The 21,691-nt window shown below is 44.1% G+C and carries 19 protein-coding genes; 11 read left to right on the forward strand and 8 right to left on the reverse strand.

From position 1 onward, the window contains the following. Positions 1-38 precede the first annotated feature (38 nt). From KUV50_RS05040 to recF, 3 genes are all read right to left on the reverse strand, one after another. Complete coding sequence (locus tag KUV50_RS05040) at positions 39-413, reverse strand: four helix bundle protein (protein WP_222579011.1); 375 nt, start codon at positions 411-413, stop codon at positions 39-41. An 88-nt stretch (positions 414-501) separates the two neighbouring features. Continuing rightward, a complete protein-coding gene (locus KUV50_RS05045; protein ID WP_222579012.1) occupies positions 502-792 on the reverse strand; it encodes a DUF721 domain-containing protein in 291 nt (96 codons plus the stop codon). Positions 793-991: 199 nt separating this feature from the next. Further along, positions 992-2,092 (reverse strand): DNA replication/repair protein RecF, encoded by a 1,101-nt coding sequence (gene recF, locus KUV50_RS05050; protein ID WP_222579013.1) that lies wholly within the window; start codon positions 2,090-2,092, stop codon positions 992-994. A 116-nt stretch (positions 2,093-2,208) separates the two neighbouring features. On the opposite strand from recF, the gene pdhA reads away from it, so the two are divergent. From pdhA to KUV50_RS05070, 4 genes are all read left to right on the forward strand, one after another. Beyond that, positions 2,209-3,234 carry a pyruvate dehydrogenase (acetyl-transferring) E1 component subunit alpha gene (gene pdhA, locus KUV50_RS05055; protein ID WP_222579014.1) on the forward strand — a complete coding sequence of 342 codons (1,026 nt, stop codon included), beginning with the start codon at positions 2,209-2,211 and terminating at the stop codon, positions 3,232-3,234. Between the two features lie 190 nt (positions 3,235-3,424). Beyond that, positions 3,425-4,084 carry a YfgM family protein gene (locus KUV50_RS05060; protein WP_222579015.1) on the forward strand — a complete coding sequence of 220 codons (660 nt, stop codon included), beginning with the start codon at positions 3,425-3,427 and terminating at the stop codon, positions 4,082-4,084. Between the two features lie 103 nt (positions 4,085-4,187). Continuing rightward, positions 4,188-4,712 (forward strand): 6,7-dimethyl-8-ribityllumazine synthase, encoded by a 525-nt coding sequence (gene ribH / locus KUV50_RS05065; protein WP_222579016.1) that lies wholly within the window; start codon positions 4,188-4,190, stop codon positions 4,710-4,712. A 26-nt stretch (positions 4,713-4,738) separates the two neighbouring features. Then, the gene (locus KUV50_RS05070) at positions 4,739-5,593 is read left to right on the forward strand and encodes an MBL fold metallo-hydrolase (RefSeq protein ID WP_222579017.1); all 855 of its coding nucleotides are present in this window, start codon (positions 4,739-4,741) and stop codon (positions 5,591-5,593) included. Positions 5,594-5,764: 171 nt separating this feature from the next. Here the strand turns inward: KUV50_RS05070 and KUV50_RS05075 are convergent, their stop codons facing one another. Then, a complete protein-coding gene (locus KUV50_RS05075) occupies positions 5,765-6,286 on the reverse strand; it encodes a c-type cytochrome (RefSeq protein WP_222579018.1) in 522 nt (173 codons plus the stop codon). 172 nt (positions 6,287-6,458) lie between these two features. Continuing rightward, on the reverse strand, positions 6,459-7,796 hold the full coding sequence (locus KUV50_RS05080) for a dihydroorotase (RefSeq protein ID WP_222579019.1): 1,338 nt from the start codon (positions 7,794-7,796) through the stop codon (positions 6,459-6,461). Between the two features lie 116 nt (positions 7,797-7,912). Here KUV50_RS05080 and KUV50_RS05085 point away from each other — a divergent pair, with 116 nt between their 5' ends. After that, positions 7,913-9,058, forward strand: coding sequence for a 5-(carboxyamino)imidazole ribonucleotide synthase (locus KUV50_RS05085; protein WP_222579020.1), 1,146 nt, complete (start codon positions 7,913-7,915; stop codon positions 9,056-9,058). Further along, positions 9,055-9,555 carry a 5-(carboxyamino)imidazole ribonucleotide mutase gene (purE, locus tag KUV50_RS05090; protein WP_222579021.1) on the forward strand — a complete coding sequence of 167 codons (501 nt, stop codon included), beginning with the start codon at positions 9,055-9,057 and terminating at the stop codon, positions 9,553-9,555. Before KUV50_RS05085 ends, purE begins: the two co-directional genes overlap by 4 nt. Positions 9,556-9,867: 312 nt before the next feature. Here the strand turns inward: purE and KUV50_RS05095 are convergent, their stop codons facing one another. From KUV50_RS05095 to KUV50_RS05105, 3 genes are all read right to left on the reverse strand, one after another. After that, complete coding sequence (locus KUV50_RS05095; protein WP_222579022.1) at positions 9,868-10,428, reverse strand: hypothetical protein; 561 nt, start codon at positions 10,426-10,428, stop codon at positions 9,868-9,870. A 367-nt stretch (positions 10,429-10,795) separates the two neighbouring features. After that, a complete protein-coding gene (locus KUV50_RS05100; protein WP_222579023.1) occupies positions 10,796-12,370 on the reverse strand; it encodes a beta-N-acetylhexosaminidase in 1,575 nt (524 codons plus the stop codon). 265 nt (positions 12,371-12,635) lie between these two features. Beyond that, a complete protein-coding gene (locus KUV50_RS05105; protein ID WP_222579024.1) occupies positions 12,636-15,581 on the reverse strand; it encodes an FAD-binding and (Fe-S)-binding domain-containing protein in 2,946 nt (981 codons plus the stop codon). A gap of 54 nt (positions 15,582-15,635) precedes the next feature. On the opposite strand from KUV50_RS05105, the gene KUV50_RS05110 reads away from it, so the two are divergent. The 5 genes from KUV50_RS05110 to KUV50_RS05130 all read left to right on the forward strand — a co-directional run bounded on the left by KUV50_RS05110 (position 15,636) and on the right by KUV50_RS05130 (position 21,683). Then, complete coding sequence (locus KUV50_RS05110; protein ID WP_261395007.1) at positions 15,636-16,076, forward strand: cytochrome B; 441 nt, start codon at positions 15,636-15,638, stop codon at positions 16,074-16,076. A 296-nt stretch (positions 16,077-16,372) separates the two neighbouring features. Further along, complete coding sequence (locus KUV50_RS05115; protein WP_222579025.1) at positions 16,373-16,942, forward strand: MarC family protein; 570 nt, start codon at positions 16,373-16,375, stop codon at positions 16,940-16,942. Between the two features lie 278 nt (positions 16,943-17,220). Continuing rightward, entirely contained in the window at positions 17,221-19,320 is a 2,100-nt protein-coding gene (gene ppk1, locus KUV50_RS05120; RefSeq protein ID WP_222579026.1) for a polyphosphate kinase 1, read from the forward strand. Beyond that, the gene (gene purB / locus KUV50_RS05125; protein ID WP_222579027.1) at positions 19,310-20,659 is read left to right on the forward strand and encodes an adenylosuccinate lyase; all 1,350 of its coding nucleotides are present in this window, start codon (positions 19,310-19,312) and stop codon (positions 20,657-20,659) included. Before ppk1 ends, purB begins: the two co-directional genes overlap by 11 nt. 133 nt (positions 20,660-20,792) lie before the next feature. Beyond that, complete coding sequence (locus KUV50_RS05130; protein WP_222579028.1) at positions 20,793-21,683, forward strand: class I SAM-dependent methyltransferase; 891 nt, start codon at positions 20,793-20,795, stop codon at positions 21,681-21,683. The last annotated feature ends 8 nt before the right edge of the window (positions 21,684-21,691 follow it).

Here is a 21,691-nt window from a genome sequence, read left to right on the forward strand (position 1 = left end):
AGTCATTGAGTGAACCAGGGATAACGAAGAACTAGCAACTATTCTGCTGCTTTGGCTTTTTTAAGATATGAAATATAGCCGTTTAATATTTTTACACATTTTTGTATCTGTTGCTCAAATTGTAAAAACTCCTTTTCTGTAATATATTCCTCATCCAATGCACAAGTAAAATGATCTAAAAGCTCAATTGCCGAACCTCTTGCACTTCGACAAAACTGAATATTTTCCTGATAATGAAATCTTCCAAATCCTTCAGCAATATTTGCAGTAAAGGACCTGGAAGCACGTAGCATTTGATCCGACAATCTAAATTTCTCTGCTGGAGGAAATCGTTTGGTCAGACTACTCACATTGCGCCTAAGCACTCGCCCCTCCTTCCAGACATTTAAATCCCTAAAGTCATGTATTTTCATCTGTTTTAAGTTGCATGATATAACCATTCATCTTAATTACCGATACCCACATACTGAAAATAAATAACGAATAACCAATAACTAATAATCACCTAATTACGATTTCCTTCACGATATCCATACCCAGAGCCTTGTTTACTTTGTCACGAATCTGGCCCCGTGAATTAAAAAGTTCTTGCTTCAGGGGGGCAGAATTGATAAAAAGAAGTAATTTCCCATCTCTAAAAGCAACTTTTTGCGTGCGTTCGACCACGTATGGTTGATTGGTTTCCCGCCATATTTTCTCGATTTTTTTCTCATCAAGTTTGCCTGAATATTTTGGATCTTTAGCGATTGAAGAAAGAATATTTTTGAGGTTACGTGACTCTTCTTTTGACATGTTTTCTTTTTTGATTTTAGAATTTTGATCTCAGATTATTGAATTTGATTCCTGCCGGATTCATAAGGATTCGGTCAATGTAAGGAGCGCCCCATTGGCTACAGTCTGTCGTCTGCTGCCCAAGGTCTGCTGCTGTCTACCTTCTATTGCCTACGGTCTGCGGTTAACCGTCTACCAACTCGGAAATACAGACGAAGTGTTATCGATCACCCGATATATAAATCGTCTTGTAATCCAAATGTGCCCGTTCCGCCATCGCGATCATTCGGTCAGCGTCTGTATCTGTTACAAAAATCTGGCCGGAATGTTCTGAAGCTAGAAGTCCCATGACATGATCAATCCGACGGTGATCCAATTTTTCGAAGAAATCATCCAACATTAATATCGGATTTTGTTTAAGTGCATTTTTAATATAGGCAAATTGAGCCAGTTTTAACGCAAACAGGAGACTCTTTTGTTGCCCCTGACTGGCAAACTGCTTGGCTTTATTCTGATTCAATAACAACCGGAAATCATCTTTATGAGGCCCCTTTGTGGCCCTTCCTTTGTTGACATCATCGGCACGGGCTGCATTCAATTCTCCCCCAATGTCCATGGAATTTAACGATCGGGCATAAATCATTTCTGCTTTTTCATGGTCGCGTTGGGCGATCTTTTCATAATAAATCGAAAACAATGGATCAAATTCCCTGACAAAGTCAATCCGGCCTGCCTCAATCTTTGCCACTCGTGGTCGAAGTTCAATATCGTATTTATCCAACAATATTGTTTTATCACGCCAAGACATTCGTCGGTTTTTCAACAATTCATTTTTCTGTTTCAGAATTCTGTTGTACTGAACCAGTGCCAGAAGATAATTCCGGTCGAGCTGCCCGATGGTTCCATCGACAAATTTTCTACGGAGTGCTGAACCATGCCGGATCATATAAATATCTTCCGGAAAAACCGAGACCAGGGGGATTTCACCAATGTGATCGGAAATGCGATCATACTCTACCTTGTTCCGATAGATCGTTTTGCCTTTGGATGGGGCATATGTGACGGCGAAGAGGTCCGATGATGTGGTGTCACCTTCGATTCTAAAAAATGGATCACTGCCATCTGCAGCATCAAAACGAATCAACTGTCGATCCGTTATGGAATAATAACTTTTCCCAAAAGCGAGATAATAAATGGCATCAAGCAGGTTGGTTTTGCCCATCCCGTTGTCTCCTAAAACGAGGTTGAGCCGCGGATGGAATTCAAAATCACCACATCCATAATTTTTAAAATTCGTTACTTTGAGTCGTTCAATCTGCAAGGCAAATATATTTTGTGTTCTGCATTTGTCTTTAGTGTTTTAAGTTTTATATCTTTGAGACTCCTTTTAGTGAGGCAATAGAATGAAAGTCGAATAAAAATAAATAAACAAGTTTTATGGCAACGAACAGCAAGAAAAATACAAAATCCAAAGATAAGGAAGAATTCACTAAAGAAACTTATCTCAAATGGTATGAACTCATGCTACTGATCCGACGATTTGAAGAACGATCACTCATGGAATACGGACGGCAGAACATCCGGGGCTTTCTTCATGTGTACATCGGCCAGGAAGCCATTGCTGCCGGCATGTCGACTGGGTTGCGTGATGATGATGCGGTGGTGACCGGATACCGACAACACGGCATTGCGCTGACCAAAGGTGTTAGCGCGAAAGCATGTATGGCCGAGCTGTACGGCAAGAAAACGGGAATCGTGAAGGGAAAAGGCGGTTCCATGCACTTTTTTTCTAAGGAAGACCGATACTTTGGAGGAAATGGAATCGTAGGCGCACAAATACCAATCGGCACAGGCATGGGATTTGCTGAAAAATACAAAGGTACAGATAACATTGCTGTGGTCATGTTTGGGGACGGTGCAGCGCGTCAAGGTGCACTATACGAGTCGTTTAATATGGCAAAAACATGGGATTTACCTGTGCTATACATCTGCGAGAACAACAACTATGCCATGGGAACTTCCGTGGAAAGGACTTCCAGTCTCACCGATATTTATAAAATAGGAAACGCATTTGATATTCCCAGTGAAGCGGTTGATGGCATGAATCCTGAAGCTGTTCACCGAGCCTTCAAGAAAGCATCCAAATCCATTCGGGAAGGAAACGGACCGTATTTCCTCGAAATAGAAACCTATCGGTACAAAGGCCATTCGGTCTCAGATCCGGCAAAGTACCGAACCAAAGAAGAGTTGAAATCCTACCAGGATAAAGACCCGGTTAAAATGCTTGAAAAGAAAATGATCGATGAAAAGATCGCTTCGGAAGATGAGATCAAAGAAATCAAAAGTAAGATCAAAGAAATCATCGAGGAATCAGTAAAATTCGCGGAAGAATCTGACTATCCGGATCCATCAGAACTTTATGATGACAACTACGTAGAAGACGATTATCCATTCTTGACCTAATTCTTTCGTGACTTTATTTCTAGATCAAAAAGCACCCCAAATGTTGGGGTGTAAAATGATTTCACAGACCTCGAACGCGGGCAATTGGTCTTTTTGGAATAATCATTTATTGGAATAGGGTTATATATAAAGATATTTTATACTTTTGCCTGAATTTTCGTATTTAAGGTAATTTTGAATATATAAACTTATGTCTATACCACAACAAGAATCCAGCTCAGAGAACTTCTTCGAGAAAAACCAGAAGATTATTACAGGAGTTGTCGGAGCGATCATCATAGGGGTGGTCGGTTACCTGGCTTACAGCAATCTATACCAAAAACCCCGGGAGATCGAGGCCTCCAATGCGATTTACACCGCGGAGATGCAGTTTGAGCGAGATTCTTTTGAAAACGCCCTTCTGAGTCCCGGCGCGGGCAATATGGGATTTCTGGATATTATAGAAGAGTACAGCGGCACAGAGACTGCAAACCTGGCCAACTACTATGCGGGCATTTCTTACCTAAAACTCGGTAAATACGAGGCGGCTATCTCCTATTTAAAGGCCTTTAAAGCAGATGGGAAATTGACCCCAATCACCAAAAACGGAGCTATTGGTGATGCCTATTCGGAACTAGAAGAATACGATGAGGCGATCAAATACTATAAAAAAGCGGGCAATGCAGGAGACAATGAATACCTGACGCCCTACTACCTGAAGAAGCTGGGCATGCTTTACGAACAAGAAGGCGACTATCAGGATGCTTTGGCGGTCTATAAAAAAATCAAAGAAAATTATCCGGAAAGCCCGGATGGTTTTAATATTGAAAAGTACATTAGCAATGTTCAGTACGCTCAAAATACGAATTAATAGGTCCTAATAGTTGCGCTACTTCAAACTTTTAATATCTTAAAGGCGGGCATAAAAACCCGCCTTTTTTTGTTGATTATTCACCTCAACACAAATTTGAAACATGAGTATCAAAGGAAAAACCAACGCCCAGATCCATATTGATGAACCCGAAAAACTAAAAATAGGGATCGTTCAATCTCAATGGAACCATCGGATCACAGATGAAATGGCTTCCGAGTGTAAAGCCGCATTGATGGATTTATCTGTCCCGGAAGAGCATATTTTTCACGAACTGGTGCCCGGCAGTTTTGAATTACCACTCGGAGCGCTGCACCTGGAAAATACCATCCAACCTGATGCGGTCATCTGTTTGGGCTGTGTTATCAAAGGAGAAACTGATCATGATGTGTTTATTAACCAAGGAGTAACCAGTGCTATTATGAATCTCAATTTGCGGTATGGGAAACCCTTTGTTTTTGGTGTCCTGACCGTCAACAACGAGGAACAGGCCATAGCCCGGTCGGACGGTTCCAAGGAGAATAAAGGGAAAGAGTCAGCGGAAGTAGCTCTGGAAATGATCGCTCTGGAAAAGCGATTAAAGAAAAAGACGAAACAAACCATCGGCTTCCGGTCTTCGAGCAAATAATAGTGCAAGCACAGTAAACATTAATCATGAAGTTAACCACCGTTCTTTCCGGCTATTTCAAACTTGATGGAGGCCCCATGTTTGGGGTAGTTCCAAAAGTACTATGGAATAAGCTCAATCCGTCAGATGAAAACAATCAGTGTTTGTGGGCCATGCGAAGTTTACTGATCGAAACCGGCCACAAAAAGATTTTGGTAGATACTGGAATAGGCTTTAAGCAGCCCCAAAAATTCCGCTCTATATTCTCGGCGGATGGCCCGGAAGCTTCTGAGTCATTAGCCGCATTGAGTATTAATGTAGAAGAGATTACGGACGTAATTCTGACACACTTTCACTTTGATCACGTGGGTGGCGCACTGAAAAAAAATGCTGATGGAGTTATCGTGCCCACTTTTCCCAATGCAACCTATTGGAGCAATGAAGTTCATTATGATTGGGCATACCAATCCAATCCCCGAGAAGATGCCTCTTTCCTCAAGGAGAATTTTGTTCCCCTTAAAGAACAAGGCCTCCTGCAAATGATTGATGTTCAAAAAGATGATGTGCACTGGATGGAGGATATCTACATACGCTACGTAGACGGGCACACTACAGCCATGATGTTACTGAATATTCCCCTGCCGGATCAAAACAAAAGGGTGTGGTATGGCGCCGATCTATTACCAAGTCGATGGCACATCCGACGACCATATGTCATGGCCTACGATATGCAACCCTTAAAAACCCTGGAAGAAAAAGAACGATTACTCAACGAACTAGTGGAACAAGAAGATATTCTTTACTTCGAGCATGATCCAGAACTGGAAGCGGCTATCTTGAAAATCGACGAACGGGGTCGATTTGCGTTGAGGCAATCTGGGACGATTCTGGACCTATTGTAAATAAAGCAAACTACATTCTACTTTGCACCCGAAGCAAAAAAATACCCTGACCGGTTATTTTTTCATCTGTGCACCAGTTAAAATCTTATTACTGTAGCCGTGCAAAAAACCAGTCAGGGTATCCATTTACGTGGTATTCCCATAGTATGATCTATGGGCATAAACGTACTTTTACAACGTACGGAAGTATTCGACCAATGCTCGAGCCTCTTCTCTCGTAATGTTCTGATCCAACATAGGTGTTCCGTTATATTCTTCCAACAAGTCCTTTGCAAGCGGATCTTTTTCAAGCATTTCCGTTGGGTTCATGATCATGTTCATCACCCACTCCGGTGTCCTTTTTTTCATGATACCTTTCTGGGGTGGACCAATCAACTTCGTATCTACGTTGTGGCACGCGATGCATTTGACGTCGTATATTTCCTTCCCCTTGACCGCTAATTTCCGGTCAATTTTTTCATCCAATTCCACGTTTTTGACCGGGCCGATTCCCTTATTTTCAAGATCAACCCGTTGACTGGCAGGAATATTGGATTGATCCACCGTCTGTTCATCTTGGGTTTTTTCAGCCTTTTGTTCTGTTTTTTGCTGGCTGGTGCTCGTGGTGTCAGTTGATCCTTCACTTCCGGATCCGCCGCAACTTATCACACCGAGAATAATCCCAATGGATAAAAATTTTATGATGCTACGCATAGTTTATGATTTGTTGAATTAATAAATCGTACCAATTTAATTTCCGTCCAAATTACACAAATATTAACGATCTCGAAAAAACAACCTTGGATTTAAAACTAATTTAACCCCACTCATTTGAGGTGTCCGATTTATCGATGCCTGGCACAAAGTCCGCTGAATTGATGACGCGCTAATTTCTATTGTTAAACAGCAATCGTTGCCCTGCCAGCTGTTCACTGAATTGCCCCTGATCATAGGATAGGTTCCCATTGATGAAGGTCCGGATAACTTTGGAATGGAAGCGTTTTCCTTCCATGGGCGACCAACCACATTTATACAATATATTGGATGTGTCCACCGTCCAGGGTTGTTTTTCGGATATCTGTACAAGGTCGGCCTTGTATCCTTCCCGGATAAATCCACGGTCTTGTATATTGAAGCACACGGCGGGTGCGTGGCTCATTTTGTGAACCAAACCGGGCAGTGATATTTTACCTGCTTTTCGGTGCTCCATCATTTGGACCAGGGTATGCTGGACCAGTGGAAGACCGGAAGGACATTTCAAATAAGGATTATCTTTCTCTGCGGCTGTATGTGGGGCATGGTCTGTGGCGATGATATCCAACTGATCATTTAACAAACCTTCCCACAAGGCTTGTCGGTCATGGGGTCGTTTGATTGCAGGATTGCACTTAATCAAACCCCCTTTTTCTTTATAATCTTCACTGTCATAGGTCAGGTGATGCACGCACACTTCACTGGTTATTTTCTTGTCTTTCAAAGGGGTGGCATGGTCAAACAAACGAACTTCTTCCGCCGTCGTAATGTGTAAAATATGTAGCCGGGTTTGGTGTTTTTTGGCCAGTGAAATGGCAAAAGAACTGCTCAGGTAGCACGCCTGACGGCTTCGAATATCGGGATGTAATTCGAACGGTATCTGGTCTCCATATATATCCTGAAAAAAACGCGTATTCTGACGTACTGTTTCCTCATCCTCACAGTGTGTAGCAATCAGCATGGGGGTGTCCCGGAAAATCCGGCTCAACTGGTGTTCATCATCCACTAACATATTTCCTGTACTGGAGCCCATAAATATTTTCAACCCACATACCGTCTCAGCATCTGTCCGCATTACCTCCTCATAATTATCGTTGCTGACACCCATAAAAAAGGAATAATTGGTAAAGCTGGACCGGGCAGCGATTTGATATTTTTCTTCCAGTTTTTCCTGAGACAAAGCAGGTGGTTTGGTGTTGGGCATTTCCATGAAACTCGTCACCCCTCCGGCCAAAGCCGCTTTTGATTCGGAGGCTATGCATGCCTTGTGTGTCATTCCTGGCTCGCGGAAGTGAACCTGATCATCAATCACGCCCGGTATCAGATAATCTCCACGAAGATCAATCTCCTTATCTACTTCTTCATCAAAGCGACCAACTCGTTCAATCCGATCATCGATGATCAGAACGTCGCCTTCAGTGATCTGGCCTTCATTGACTATTTTAGCATTTCGCAAGGCTGTTTTATACATATCGTTTAAGTTTATTTACTTTTGTACTAGCAATTCGTGTTCAGTATGAATATAGTAATTTCAGCAACAGAGCATCTTTTAATGCAAGAATTTATCATAAAAATAATACGGTCGATATGAAAATGGAAGAAATCCGCATCGGTATTCTGGGAGGGGGGCAACTTGGTAAAATGCTCAACTACACCGCCAACCAATGGAATCTGCCCTTGGCCTTACTCGATCAACAACCCGAATTTCCAGCCGGAGTTAATAGCTGGAAATTTACGACAGGTGATTTTAAAAATTATGAAGATGTTATGGCATTTGGTGGCCACTTGGATATCCTGGGCATTGAAATAGAGCACGTCAACCTGCAGGCACTGTATGATCTGGAAGCCCAAGGCACCAAAGTTCATCCCAGGCCGGCGGTTCTGGAGATCATCAAGGACAAATACCTTCAAAACCAATTTTACCGCAAGCATAAACTGCCCACGGTAGCCTTTGATCGGTATGATAATGCTGAAGAAATCAAAACCGCAGTAAGTAATGGTACCCTGGTTTTACCCTTCGTTCAAAAGACCCGAGGAGAAGGTTATGATGGCCGGGGTGTTCAGATGGTAAATCAGCCTGAAGATCTTGACAAGCTACTGCAGGGTCCTTCTATTGTAGAAGGAAAAGTAAAGATCAAAAAAGAATTGGCCGTGGTCACGGCCCGAAATGAAGCCGGAGATATCCAATGCTACGATCCGGTCGAAATGGTTTTTAATGATCAGAATATGCTTGATTTTTTATATGCACCTGCCACTATACCTGAAAAAATTCACGACCAATTGATGAATATCGCTCATGATACAATGCAAAAATATGCTATAAGTGGTCTCATGGCGATTGAATTTTTCTGGACGACGGATGATGAGATATTAATCAATGAGGTAGCGCCCCGCCCCCACAATAGTGGTCATCATACTTTGGAAAATGCAGTGACCAATCAGTTTGAACAACACCTCAGAGGGCTGCTCAATCTACCATTGGGAGATACCAAATTACTGCAACCGGCCGCCATGCTCAATATACTTGGGGAACCGGACTACACAGGTATTCCGGTGTACCATGGAATGGAGGATGTTCTGGCATTGGATAATGTACATATTCACATTTACGGTAAACCAGAAACCAGGCCCTACCGAAAGATGGGCCATGTGACAGTTTGCGGTACTGACCGCATTGAAATAGAAGATAAAATAGAATACATTAAAAAAACTTTAAAAGTGATCACATCATGAGTAAAGAGATTGGTATTATCATGGGATCTGATTCGGATCTTCCGGTGATGAAACAAGCTGCTGAATTTTTGGATGCAATGCATATCCCATTTGAACTGACCGTGGTTTCTGCACACCGTACTCCGGATCGCATGATCGAGTATGCCCGGTCGGCCCGGCAACGAGGGCTGAAGGTAATTATCGCCGGAGCAGGTGGTGCTGCGCATTTACCGGGCATGGTCGCTTCCCTGACCACCTTACCGGTCATCGGGGTGCCCATCCTTTCTTCCAATAGCATCGATGGTTGGGACAGTGTATTGTCTATTCTTCAAATGCCCGGAGGAATTCCCGTTGCAACCGTCGCGCTTGATGGAGCGAAAAATGCCGGCATCCTGGCCGCATCCATGCTGGGAATGACCGATAAAACCATCGCTGACAAACTGGAACAATACAAAATAGATCTCCGTAAAAAAGTCGAAGACAAAATTAAAATCGTTGAAAATACGTACTTAACGTAAAATTTCAGTCCGGACGCAGACCATGATTGGTCCTCCATCGTAGATTCATTCATACCCTGCATAGTCATAGACACAGTCCAATAAAAACCATCAATACAATCTGTCGAATACTAAAACGCAGAAAGTCATGACCTGTTCGCAGCGAGTGCCCCGTTTCATAAATCAATATGGTTAATTCTGGTCCCTTTTTGTGCTATCCTGTGTTGCAAAGCCTCACCTCATCCCCAGCTAGGGCTATGTTCTGACACCTTCGCTATCGCAAAAATGGCCTGAATATTATTCCACATAACTTATTAAACAGAGCACTAGACGTCACGAGATATCTTTTTCCAGATCCACCGGCAATTTTTCCCCGATCAACCAAAGACCATTGGCTGTATAGTACCAGGTTTTCCAAAAACCGCTGCCAGCAGCCCTAGTTCTGGAAATTTGCAGAAAGATTCTTTTTCCTGTAGAAATGCTTTGCGGCACCAGATAATACTGACCGGGGACAGAATAGGCGGCCCGGCCATTCAATGAAACCTCTTCAGGTACTGCAGTAACAAATGATGTTATGATAGAATCCCGATGTGATTCGGCGGTCTGCATAATCACATTGAGCACCTTCTGGAAGTCTTTTGTCTCAAAAGCAAAGGTATCTGTGGTCATCCACCGTCTTTCCAACGCATGTAGTGGCGGGGGAAGTAAGTGTTTCGGGCGTTCAATACTAAAAACCGTATCCACCTCTGCTGCACTAATATTATCCATCGCTTTGGTGAACTCGGGAGAGTTGAAATAAAACGCAGGTGTAAAAGCATTTTCAGGGGTCAGATCTTTAAATTCAGTATCCAACTGACACGAATAAAACAAAAGAAATAAACAGATAATTCTCATAATCTTAGTTTAGTTTAATAAGGGATTGTCATATGACACCTTTAAGGGGGATGCATATGCCGCAAAAACTAAGACAAAAACGATACCATCAAGATTATTTTTAATGTAATATTAGCACTTATTTCAGGTGTTTTTAATAGATCCAATTTAACCTACGTTGTCGATTTTACATATGAATTACGAATCAAACCTATTAATCTAACCTGTCGAGCAAAATACACATAACAGCCTTTACATATATCTCTAAGCAGCCCATCAACACATGAATTTATATGCAAATTTTGCGTATCTTTTTTAACATATAAAAATTGTGGCTATTTCAGAACCTGGGGTTAAAATAGGTCAAAACATGCATCTGACCTCCATTTTATTTCCATTGCACCTTGGGAGACTGGTAATAATGGATACCCAGTACATCAAATCGATTCTGATGTGCACCCAAACGCCTGGCATAGTCGGACCAGTTTCGTTTGTCAGAAGGACTCCAACCGATCTCACCGTATCCGGGCAATCGAGGAAAAACCAAATAATCAATATCTTCGATGTTAGTGACAGTTTCTGTCCACAACGCCGCTTCAATGCCTAAGATATCATCCCGGGAAATGGACGGCTCTATCGATGCGGGATCCCAATCATAGGCTTTGTCAACTTCAATATACGCGGCCCAGTGGAGACCGATCCGCGAAGTTGAATCGTATTGCATATCCATATACGCATGGGTAGCTGGTGACATAATAACTTTGCGCCCCTGATCAATGGCTTTTTGCGCATTCTCCGCTTGAGCCCAATATTGAACCACAGCATCGGGCGCCAACTCCGCATTGGCTATTTCATCCCATCCGATGACCGTTTTTCCTGCATCCGTCACCATCTTTTGAACCCGCTCTATAAAAGGTATATAGTCTTCCATGGGTGTCACGTGTGATTCATCTCCGCCAATATGAATGTACTTGCCCGGCGTCATCACAGCCAACTCACGAACCACATCACCAATAAAATCGTAAACGATTTCCTTTTTCGTACACAACGTACTGAATCCCACTTCGATCCCAGTGTACAATTCCGTAGCCCGACCATCACAATTCAGCTCCGGATAGGAAGCCAGCGCCGCATTCGTGTGTCCCGGCATATCTATTTCCGGAATGATCATGATGTTCCGCTGCGCAGCATACGCCACCAATTCCCGATATTCTTCCTGCGTATAAAATCCACCTTCCCCGCCGCCAACTTCGGATTTGCTTCCGATTTCGGTCAATTTGGGCCAGGATTTGATTTCGATCCGCCACCCTTGATCATCGGACAAATGAAGATGAAGCCGATTAAATTTATACATCGCCAAATAGTCTATAAACCGCTTCACATCTTCCACGGGAAAAAAATGACGCGCTACATCGAGCATGGCTCCCCGGTAGGCATATTCCGGATAATCCCGAATCACTCCGGTGGGCATCAACCACGCGCTATCTTGCACCGAAGAAGACTCAATCGCACTGGGTAACAACTGGCGGATGGTAGCTATCCCCATAATCAATCCCGCCGGTTCGGCTGCCTTGAGCTCCAAACCCGAATCAGAAATATTCAGTTCATAACCTTCTTTACCCAGCTCTGAATCGGCAGGATCAAGATGCATATAGATGTGACCCTTGACGGGTGACCGCTTCGTAGCTTCTACTTCCAAATCAAAACCAGTCGCTGGAAACAGCAGCCTGGCCAGATACTCGCCAGCGTTTGCAACGTCAGCATTTCCTTCTTCTACAAAAATCGTCACATCATGTCGAAGCTGGAAAGAGTTCCCGTCAGACGTCACAGAAACGGGAACAGGAATAAGAGGTTCTGCAGATAGATCGGTGGGAGGATATGAACTGTTGCACCCTGCTAACCCAAGCAGTAATGCAATAAGTAAAATAGAAATTGAACACCAGCCTGAATACGCGATTTTCATAATACGAATCTTTATTTTCGCTAATTAATTTAATAAACGTCTTATTTTCAAAATACAAATATAGAGTAAAAGACAAGAAGGCGATTGAGAATTTCGTCTCTTTTGAGATTGGGGCTAGGTGATGTTCACGCGTTTGCAGTTCATCCGTTTATGGTTTGGCGCATGCGGGATGACAGTCAGACATCGGTTCATATATAAACCTGGCATCTCGCCCTCGATGTCTAATTTTCTCTGCTATCCCCTTTTAGCTTATTGCTTGATGCTATCAACTTTTATTCACAGCCTCCCACAGCACCTCCACCGGATGCAGCGCCGTCACCCCGACCCCGTCGAGTACCTGATGGCGACAACTGACCCCTTGAGCAACCGGAATCGTTTCCTTCCCCAAATCGCGCATAGCAGGAAACACGGCCAATTCTCCGATTTGCATGGACAATTCGAAATGTTCTTTTTCAAACCCAAAAGAACCAGCCATACCACAGCATCCGGAAGGAATGTATTCCACGTGATGGTTTTCGGGCAACGAAAGCAAAGCAACCACTGCTTCCTTCTCTGCCATCGCTTTATAATGACAGTGCAGGTGGAGGGCTATCTGTCGAGGTGCCTGATCAAACTGATCCGCTGATATATGTCCGTGAATAAGTTCCTGATGTAAAAACTCTTCCACTGTCCAGGTTTGGGTTGACAATTTCCGTGCTTTTTCGCGCCATTCATCCCGCAATATCTCCGGATACTCATCGCGAAAGCTCAATACAGCGGATGGTTCGACGCCAACAATTACAGCGTCCGACTCATCGAGGATCGAGGCAAAAACTTCCACATTGCGTTGTGCAAAACGCCTTCCTTGTTCCAAGAACCCTTTGGAATAGGCTGCTCGCCCACTCTCTGGGTGTTGAAGATGAACAACTTCATACCCCAATTGCTCCAGGAGTTGGACCGTTTTGATCCCAATCGGTGCTTCATTCACATCGATGAACTCATCGATAAAAATATAAACTTTGGTCTTCTGTGTTTTCGGAAGAGCAGATTGGTGCCGATTCATCCATTTTTTCCAAGTCACGGAAGATACGGGCGGCAAGGATCGTTCCGGATGAAAGCGGGCCATTTTTTTGATTAATCCGGATAGGTTGCGGATGACAATATTGGACAAACCAGGCACATGGGAGGCAAATCGATACAGATCATAAAACTTTAGGATGAGGTGATCCCGGATCGACCGAGAATGCGATTTATAGTATTGGGCGTAGTATTCCGATTTAAGCTTCGTCATATCGACATTGGAGGGACATTCGTTTTTACATCCTTTGCAGGAAATACACAAATCCAACACCTCCATGACTTCTTCAGAATCAAAAGACAATACACCCTGCTCGCCTTTCATGTATTCTCGCATCGCATTGGCCCGACCCCGGGTGGAATCTTTCTCATAACGGGTAGCCATATAGCTCGGACACATGGTTCCACCCGTCTCGGCCAATTTCCGGCAATCCCCCGTCCCATTGCATTTTTCGATGACCCGCATCATCCCCCCCGCGGCCTGAAAACTATAGTAGGTTTCATAGTCCCACGAAGGCTCATCGGTGGTGTATCGCAAAGCTGTGTCCATGGGTGGTGCATCCACGATTTTACCAGGATTAAATAGATTATCGGGATCCCAGATGGCTTTGACCCGACGCCAAATTTCATACATTTCATCGCCCACCATCATGGGGAGAAATTCAGCACGTACCCGGCCATCACCGTGTTCACCACTGAGCACGCCTTTGTATTTTTTGACGAGTTGTGCACTGGCCGTACTGATATCCCGGAGTCCTTTGACCCCTTCCGGGGTCTTCAGGTTGAGGATTGGTCGCAAATGCAATTCACCGGCACCGGCATGCGCATAAAACACCGCTTCCTGATGATGTTCTTTGCATATTTCTTCAAATTCAGCAATGTATTGCGGGAGATCGACCAACCGGACCGCTGTATCTTCAATGCATGCGAGGGGTTTCGCATCGCCTTTTATGTTCGACAACACCCCCAATCCAGCCGCCCGAAGATTCCAGACCCGGTCTGTGTCCTTTCCCTCTACGAGCGTAGCGGTGTACCCCATCTGATGTTTCTCCAGCTTTTGACCCATCAACACGGCTTTATCTTTCGCAGAACCCGATTCATCACCTCGAAATTCAATCATCAAGACGGCAGCCGGATCCCCTTCAATAAAAAACTTGTTCTTTAATTGTTCCGGATTTTCCCACGCACAATGCAGGATGGTCCGGTCCATCAATTCACATTTGGAAGGAGAATCTTCCATCGCAGTAACCGTGGCTTTCATGGCTTCATTGACCGAATGAAAATGAGGACAAAGCACGGCCACATCCTGCCCGGGCAATGGCACCAGATTCAGAACGATTTCGGTGGTAAAAGCCAGGGTACCTTCCGAACCACAAAGTAATTTGGCCATATTAAAATGTTCATCCGATCCTTGGTCAAAGTAGCCGGCCTGTCGGAGTATATCCAGCGCGTAGCCTTGATTGCGTCGATGGATCTCAGGATGTGGGTAGGCCTTGGCGATTTTGTCAGCCATCCCTTCCTCCCGGAGCAAATTTATGATTTGCCGGCCTATGAGGTCCTTCCGTTTTGATCCATTTGGTTCATTAAAATAACTGCCGGGATCTTCATCCTGAAACACAGCGAACTCCCCATTGGCAAGCAGTACTTCCAGGGACAGCACGTGATCCCGGGTATTTCCAAATTCGATGGAAGTCGAGCCACAGGAATTATTCCCCACCATCCCGGCCATCATACAGCGGTTTGCGGTGGACGTATTGGGTCCAAAATACCACCCAAAAGGTGCCAAATAGTTATTCAGTTCATCGCGGATAACGCCAGGCTCTACCCGAACCCATCCTTCCTCTTTATTCAGCTCCAGGATAGCCGTCATATAACGAGACACATCAACAACCAGCCCCTCGCCCACACATTGACCAGCCAATGAAGTACCGGCAGCTCGCGGGATCAGAGCAATCTTGTTTTTATCCGCCCATTGGACGATCTTCTGGCAGTCTGTTTTATGTCTCGGAAAGACCACTCCAAGGGGTAATTCACGATAAATCGATGCATCTGTGGCATACAGATGCCGGTGCAACGAATCTTGGTAGCCATCCCCATCCAACTGGGCGATGAGATCATTAAAGTTCTTGGTATTTATGGCTGTGGTGTGTTTCATTATGGAAAAGAAATTAACTAACTTAGCGGCTTTGATCACCAAATTTAATGAAAAATGAATAGTTCCTTCTATAATATTATGGTTTCAGCGCATTCAGGTCTTCGTTGGTTGTTGCTACTGTTCTTATTGATTGCTCTATTCCAGACCTTTGGGCGTCGCGGAAAATTTGGTGACATCAAAGAAACGAAATCCGTTTTGATTGCTTTTATTTTGACCCACATTCAACTCCTACTGGGATTGATTCTTTTCTTCCTGAGTCCCAAGGTCCAATTCGGGGGTTCCACCATGAGCAGCTCCCTGTTCCGGTTTTTTACCGTGGAGCACTCTCTGATTATGATTATAGCGATTGTGTTGATCACTTTGGGCTACACCCGTTCCAAAAAGGCCCCAAAACCTTTTAATGTAGCCTTCAATTTTTATATTATCGCATTGGTATTAATTCTGGTTGGTATTCCATGGCCATTCCGCGAAGCATTGGGTGCAGGTTGGTTCTAATGGGTAATAATGTATGTGAAGGCAGTGTAAAATTTTTAAAAGACGACCCACAGCGTGGGTCACAGTATATTAGGTCTGGTGGAGGGCTTTATCTCGACCCAAGAGAGGTCGCACGGTAAACACTGACCACTGCTGTTTTTTATAGCCGAAACTTGAGTATATAACTTTCAGGCGCAGGAGGTTCAGCACTTCAACCCTAGCGGCAGACGGCACACGCCAGGTCGTTAAAAATGTGAAAACGTGTATGGGAATTCCACTAATTATTCAGACCTTTGCGCCCGCAAAATTTTCAGGATATGGAACTCAACTTCAAGGACATTTTATCGATCAGCCTGGTCATGTTTTCCGTGATTGACATCATCGGGTCGTTGCCGATTATTCTCTCGATGAAACAAAAAGGCATCAAAATCCAGGCGAGAAAAGCTTCCATTGTTTCGTTCGTGATCATGGTCATATTCCTGTTCACAGGTGTAAAATTGCTGAGTTTATTTGGCGTCGATGTGGGTTCTTTTGCAGTAGCTGGATCGATCGTTATATTTTTACTCGGACTTGAAATGATCCTGGGTATTCATTTGTTTCGTGATGAACCTGAAAGTACGAGCAGCTCCATTGTACCCATCGCTTTTCCCTTAATAGCCGGCGCCGGTGCATTGACCACCATTCTGGCTCTAAAATCCCAATACAACAACATCAACATTTTGATCGGTATTGCCATCAATATTGCCCTGGTCTATCTCGTACTGCGATTTTCGGGATGGATCGAAAAAAAGATTGGCAGCAATGGCATCGAAGTTTTACGAAAAGTTTTTGGAATTATACTCCTGGCCATTGCGATCCGGTTGTTTAAGGAGAATTGGTTTATGTAATGATTTCAAAAATAATTGCAGCGTTCATTTAAAGCAAATTCGCAACTAGCCATTGTAAAACCAGGGATTAGGTCTGGATTTATTCATTTCAGAAGCGGCATTCAAAACGCTATCCACCCAACATCAAGTTGTGTAAGACGGTTCTATAAGTATTTTCAGGATAAAGAGTGCTTTGAAAAGAAGTGCGTTTTGCATTCTGCTCAAAAAATTATTTGGCACCGAAATATTTATATTATCACCTGTTTATCGTACTTTCCCTTAAAATTTAATACAAACTCATGAAAAAATACCCCATGATCAACCGGGATATTAGTTGGTTGTCTTTCAATGCCCGTGTACTGCAGGAAGCCAAAGACCACCTGAATCCGCTGTACGAACGCATCAAATTTCTCGCGATCTACAGCTCCAATCTCGGGGAGTACTTTGCGGTACGCGTCTCCCAACACCGGAACCTGATCCGATTGGGTAAAAAAGAAAAGAAAGAACTTCATCTTGAAACGAAGGATATTCTCGATCAAATGCTGGACATTGTGACCGAGCAACAAAAAGAAGTAAGTCGGATTTTTGATGAAGAGATCGTCCCGGATTTGGAAAATGAGGACATACACATTCTTCGCCGGTTGGATCTTAACGATGCACAGAAGACGGAGGTTGAAAATTACTTTCATCAATACATGTTGCCCTACGTACAACCCGTCGTTCTGCTCAAAGAAAAAGTTCGTCCTTTTTTGAATAATGCCGAACTATACCTGGCGGTGGATATGAAAGAAAAAGAAGGTAAGTACAAGGGGAAAACTCAATATGCCATCGTCAAGGTCCCGTCAGATCACCTGGACCGGTTTATCCCCCTGGCTCATTCCAAGCGGGGACACCACGACATCATCATTCTCGATGACATCGTCCGTCACAGTATTTCCTGGCTTTTTCCCGGTTACGATATTCAGGACACCTATTCCATCAAACTGACCCGCGATGCGGAACTTTACATCGACGATGAGTTCTCGGGAGATCTGATCAAGAAAATCAAAAAAAGTCTCAACCAACGAAACATCGGTCCGGCATCCCGGCTGGTCTATGATCGGGAAATGCCGGAAAAACTACTCGATTACCTGCAGGATGTCATGCACATCGAAGAGCTGGACCTGATCCCAGAGGGCCGATATCACAACAACTTTGACTTCTTCAATTTTCCGGAATTCGACAAGGAGCACCTCAATCTCAAACAGCTCCCTCCCCTGGATTACCACCCGATCATGGACAGCGATGATATTTTTACAACCATCCATGAACAAGATCACCTCATCATGTTCCCGTATCACTCCTATGAATCCGTCGTTCAATTTTTCGAAGCGGCTGCGGTGGATCCGGACGTGACACACATAAAAATCATCCAGTACCGGGTAGCCGAACACAGCCGGATTATGGAAGCCTTAATGAACGCCTCCAAAGCCGGTAAAAATGTGACAGCCTTTATAGAGGTAAAGGCTCGGTTTGATGAAGAGCGGAACCTCGGATGGGGTGAAAAACTGGAGAAGGCTGGTGTAAAAGTTCACTACAGCTTTCCAGGCTTGAAAGTACACTCCAAGTCAGCTTTGGTCCGTCGGATTGAAGATGGCCAACCCGTCCTGTACACCTACCTCAGCACCGGGAATTTCAATGAAGATACCGCTAAAGTGTACAGCGATTTTGGGTTGTTCACCGCTCAAGAAGACATCACGAATGAAATTTCTCGGCTGTTCTCCATTCTTGAAACGGTTCGTTTGCCCAATCAAAAGTTTGATCATTTATTGGTGGGCCAGTTTAATCTCAAATCCAAACTTATTGAAATGGTGGAGGCTGAGATCAAAGCGGCTAAATCGGGGAAACCGGCAGAAATTTTTATAAAGGTCAACAGCATCCAGGATCCGGAAATGATCGAACTGCTTTATAAAGCATCTGAAGCCGGAATCATTATTCGGCTGATCGTACGCGGAGTTTGTTGCCTGATCCCCGGCCAAAAAGGGTTTAGTGAAAACATCACCGCCATCAGCATCGTAGACCGATACCTGGAACACGCTCGCGTATTCAAATTTCATAATCAGGGCGAACCAAAAATGTATATTTCTTCCGCAGACTGGATGACCCGAAACCTCAATTATCGGATCGAAACTGCCATTCCCATTTATGATCCTGCGGTTTTTCAGACCATCGATGAAATCATGGAATTGCAATGGAGTGACAATGTTAAGGCCCGAAAAATTGATGGTACGGGCGATAACACGTACATTCGCCACGAAAATGATATTCGGATCCAAAGTCAATTGGAGACCTACTACTACTTCAAGCGGCTGGAAGAAGAATACAACAAACAATTAAATGAAAATGAACATGTCGAATAGTTTAATGCACATATCTCCAGTTGATGGTCGCTACGCCGGAAAAACGAAGGCACTCCAGGATTACTTCTCCGAATATGCCCTGATCAAATACCGCGTCACCGTCGAGATCAAATATTTTATTGCTTTATCCAAAGTATCCCATGATGCGTTGCCAGATCTTAGTCCGGAACAGATCCAGGAATTGGAATCCTGGGTGGAATCGTTCACCCCGGCTGAAGCCGAAAAGATAAAAGGCATCGAACGAACGACCAATCACGATGTAAAAGCAGTCGAGTACTGGATCAAAGAAAAATTCCAAAAAACCGATATGGTTGACTGGCAGGAGTTCATTCATTTTGGGCTCACTTCGCAGGACATCAATAACACGGCCATGCCGATGATGGTCAAAGACGGACTGGAAGAAGTTATTATTCCAGGTTTTGAACGAATCATAGATATCCTGGATCAAAAATCAAGCGAATGGGAAGATGTCCCCATGTTGGCACGAACGCACGGCCAGCCGGCCAGTCCGACCCGACTGGGCAAAGAGATTCAGGTGTTTAGCTATCGGATGAAAACCCAGCTCAATCATCTCAAAAACCTGAAGATCTCAGGAAAGTTTGGTGGAGCCACTGGAAACTTCAACGCTCATCAAGTCACATTTCCTGAAGTCGACTGGGTTCAATTCGGCGATGATTTTCTCAAAAACGACCTCGACATAGAACGGCAATCCCGAACGACACAAATCGAAAACTACGATGATCTGGCAGCCACTTTTCAGACGGTAGGGCGTTGCAACACGATATTGATTGATTTATGCAGAGACATCTGGCAATACATCTCTCAGGATTATTTCAAGCAGCGGATTGTGGCCGGTGAAGTCGGTTCTTCTGCGATGCCACATAAAGTGAACCCCATCGATTTTGAAAATGCAGAAGGAAATCTGGGACTGGCCAATGCTATATTTCACCACCTGGCAGAAAAACTGCCCATTTCCAGACTACAGCGGGATCTGACCGACAGTACCGTCACCCGGAACATCGGGGTTCCCCTGGCACATACCCTGATCGCTGTTTCTTCATTGGAAAAAGGACTGGGTAAAATCACGCTCCATCAGGCAGCACTGAATGAAGATTTGGCCAACAATTGGGCTGTTGTAGCCGAAGCGTTGCAAAACATTCTTCGTCGCGAACGGTATCCAAAACCCTACGAAGCACTAAAAGCGTTGACACGGACAGGGGATAAAATAACCGAAGAAACGATTGCAAATTTCATCGCGGAACTCGATGTATCCGACTCGATCAAAGATGAAATGAGGGTCATCACGCCGTTTAATTATACCGGGGTGAATGATGGTTAATTGTCAATAGTCGATGGTGGATTATTAGTGGTTAATGGTCAATGGTGGATTGTTGATGATCGATGAGTGCTGGTGAATTGTTTGCTAGTTGGACAGTTCCCGCAGATCATAATACTCCCCGCTATTCCGAAATTTGAAATATACAAATCTGAATTCTGATCCATTCATGCGCATCCGGGACATCACAGAAAACCACCACTACCCGATCTGGCTCCTACGGTTCCCGCGATTGATTTATATACACTACGTGGCTTCCAGAATTTTGTTTTTACGTTCCAGAATCTGTCACCGATGGATCCGCAAACTGATCATTAACAGTCCAAAAAGGCAACTTCGGATTCTCGATGCAGGATGCGGAGAAGGTCAATATCTTATCCCACAGGCGAGGCGTTGGTCCGATTGCACTTTTACAGGGATAGATCAATTAAAAGATCACATCGCATTTTTAACAAAGCTGGTCAATAAAAAGAGGATAACTAACTGCCATCTTGAAATCATAGATATAAAAGCTTACCTGTCCGGTGGCCCTGAAGTCGACCTTATTTATATGATCGGCGTGCTTCAGTACCTTCCCCGTCCCGAAAAGGTTCTGAATCTCATGGGGCAAACCCAATCACCCGGCCAGCAGGTTCTTCTATACACCCCAATCCGAACCAAAATCCATTATAAATTTTACCAATGGATCCGAAGTAAGTATGGGCACTACGATGATGCACAGGAGCAGTACAACCCCATCAAAGAAAAGGATTTATATGAGTGGATTGAAAACGCAAGGTATCGAATTGCCCATAAAGAATACCACTACAAACGGGTGGGCACGCTGGGCCATGAAATTATGCAATCTTTGATTATTTTATGGACAAACTGGCCAATGGCTCTCAAAATCATCCCCGCTTTGTTTTTTATAATATTGATGCCAATCTTTGTATCTTTACAGGTTGTGGATGGGTGGTTTCCATCCAGACATCCGAAGCGAGGAAACGGATTACTTTTAATATTAGAAAAACAATCAATACGTGGCTAAAAAGAATA

This window comes from Membranihabitans marinus (genome assembly GCF_019802045.1).
GTDB classification, from domain to species: domain Bacteria; phylum Bacteroidota; class Bacteroidia; order Chitinophagales; family Saprospiraceae; genus Membranihabitans; species Membranihabitans marinus_A.

Bases quoted from the DNA above. Each gene is read 5' to 3' on its own strand.
- KUV50_RS05040 (WP_222579011.1), bottom strand. From the start codon at position 413: ATGAAAATACATGACTTTAGGGATTTAAATGTCTGGAAGGAGGGGCGA.
- KUV50_RS05045 (WP_222579012.1), bottom strand. From the start codon at position 792: ATGTCAAAAGAAGAGTCACGTAACCTCAAAAATATTCTTTCTTCAATC.
- pdhA (WP_222579014.1), top strand. From the start codon at position 2,209: ATGGCAACGAACAGCAAGAAAAATACAAAATCCAAAGATAAGGAAGAA.
- KUV50_RS05060 (WP_222579015.1), top strand. From the start codon at position 3,425: ATGTCTATACCACAACAAGAATCCAGCTCAGAGAACTTCTTCGAGAAA.
- ribH (WP_222579016.1), top strand. From the start codon at position 4,188: ATGAGTATCAAAGGAAAAACCAACGCCCAGATCCATATTGATGAACCC.
- KUV50_RS05070 (WP_222579017.1), top strand. From the start codon at position 4,739: ATGAAGTTAACCACCGTTCTTTCCGGCTATTTCAAACTTGATGGAGGC.
- KUV50_RS05075 (WP_222579018.1), bottom strand. From the start codon at position 6,286: ATGCGTAGCATCATAAAATTTTTATCCATTGGGATTATTCTCGGTGTG.
- KUV50_RS05080 (WP_222579019.1), bottom strand. From the start codon at position 7,796: ATGTATAAAACAGCCTTGCGAAATGCTAAAATAGTCAATGAAGGCCAG.
- KUV50_RS05085 (WP_222579020.1), top strand. From the start codon at position 7,913: ATGAAAATGGAAGAAATCCGCATCGGTATTCTGGGAGGGGGGCAACTT.
- purE (WP_222579021.1), top strand. From the start codon at position 9,055: ATGAGTAAAGAGATTGGTATTATCATGGGATCTGATTCGGATCTTCCG.
- KUV50_RS05095 (WP_222579022.1), bottom strand. From the start codon at position 10,428: ATGAGAATTATCTGTTTATTTCTTTTGTTTTATTCGTGTCAGTTGGAT.
- KUV50_RS05100 (WP_222579023.1), bottom strand. From the start codon at position 12,370: ATGAAAATCGCGTATTCAGGCTGGTGTTCAATTTCTATTTTACTTATT.
- KUV50_RS05105 (WP_222579024.1), bottom strand. From the start codon at position 15,581: ATGAAACACACCACAGCCATAAATACCAAGAACTTTAATGATCTCATC.
- KUV50_RS05110 (WP_261395007.1), top strand. From the start codon at position 15,636: ATGAATAGTTCCTTCTATAATATTATGGTTTCAGCGCATTCAGGTCTT.
- KUV50_RS05115 (WP_222579025.1), top strand. From the start codon at position 16,373: ATGGAACTCAACTTCAAGGACATTTTATCGATCAGCCTGGTCATGTTT.
- ppk1 (WP_222579026.1), top strand. From the start codon at position 17,221: ATGAAAAAATACCCCATGATCAACCGGGATATTAGTTGGTTGTCTTTC.
- purB (WP_222579027.1), top strand. From the start codon at position 19,310: ATGTCGAATAGTTTAATGCACATATCTCCAGTTGATGGTCGCTACGCC.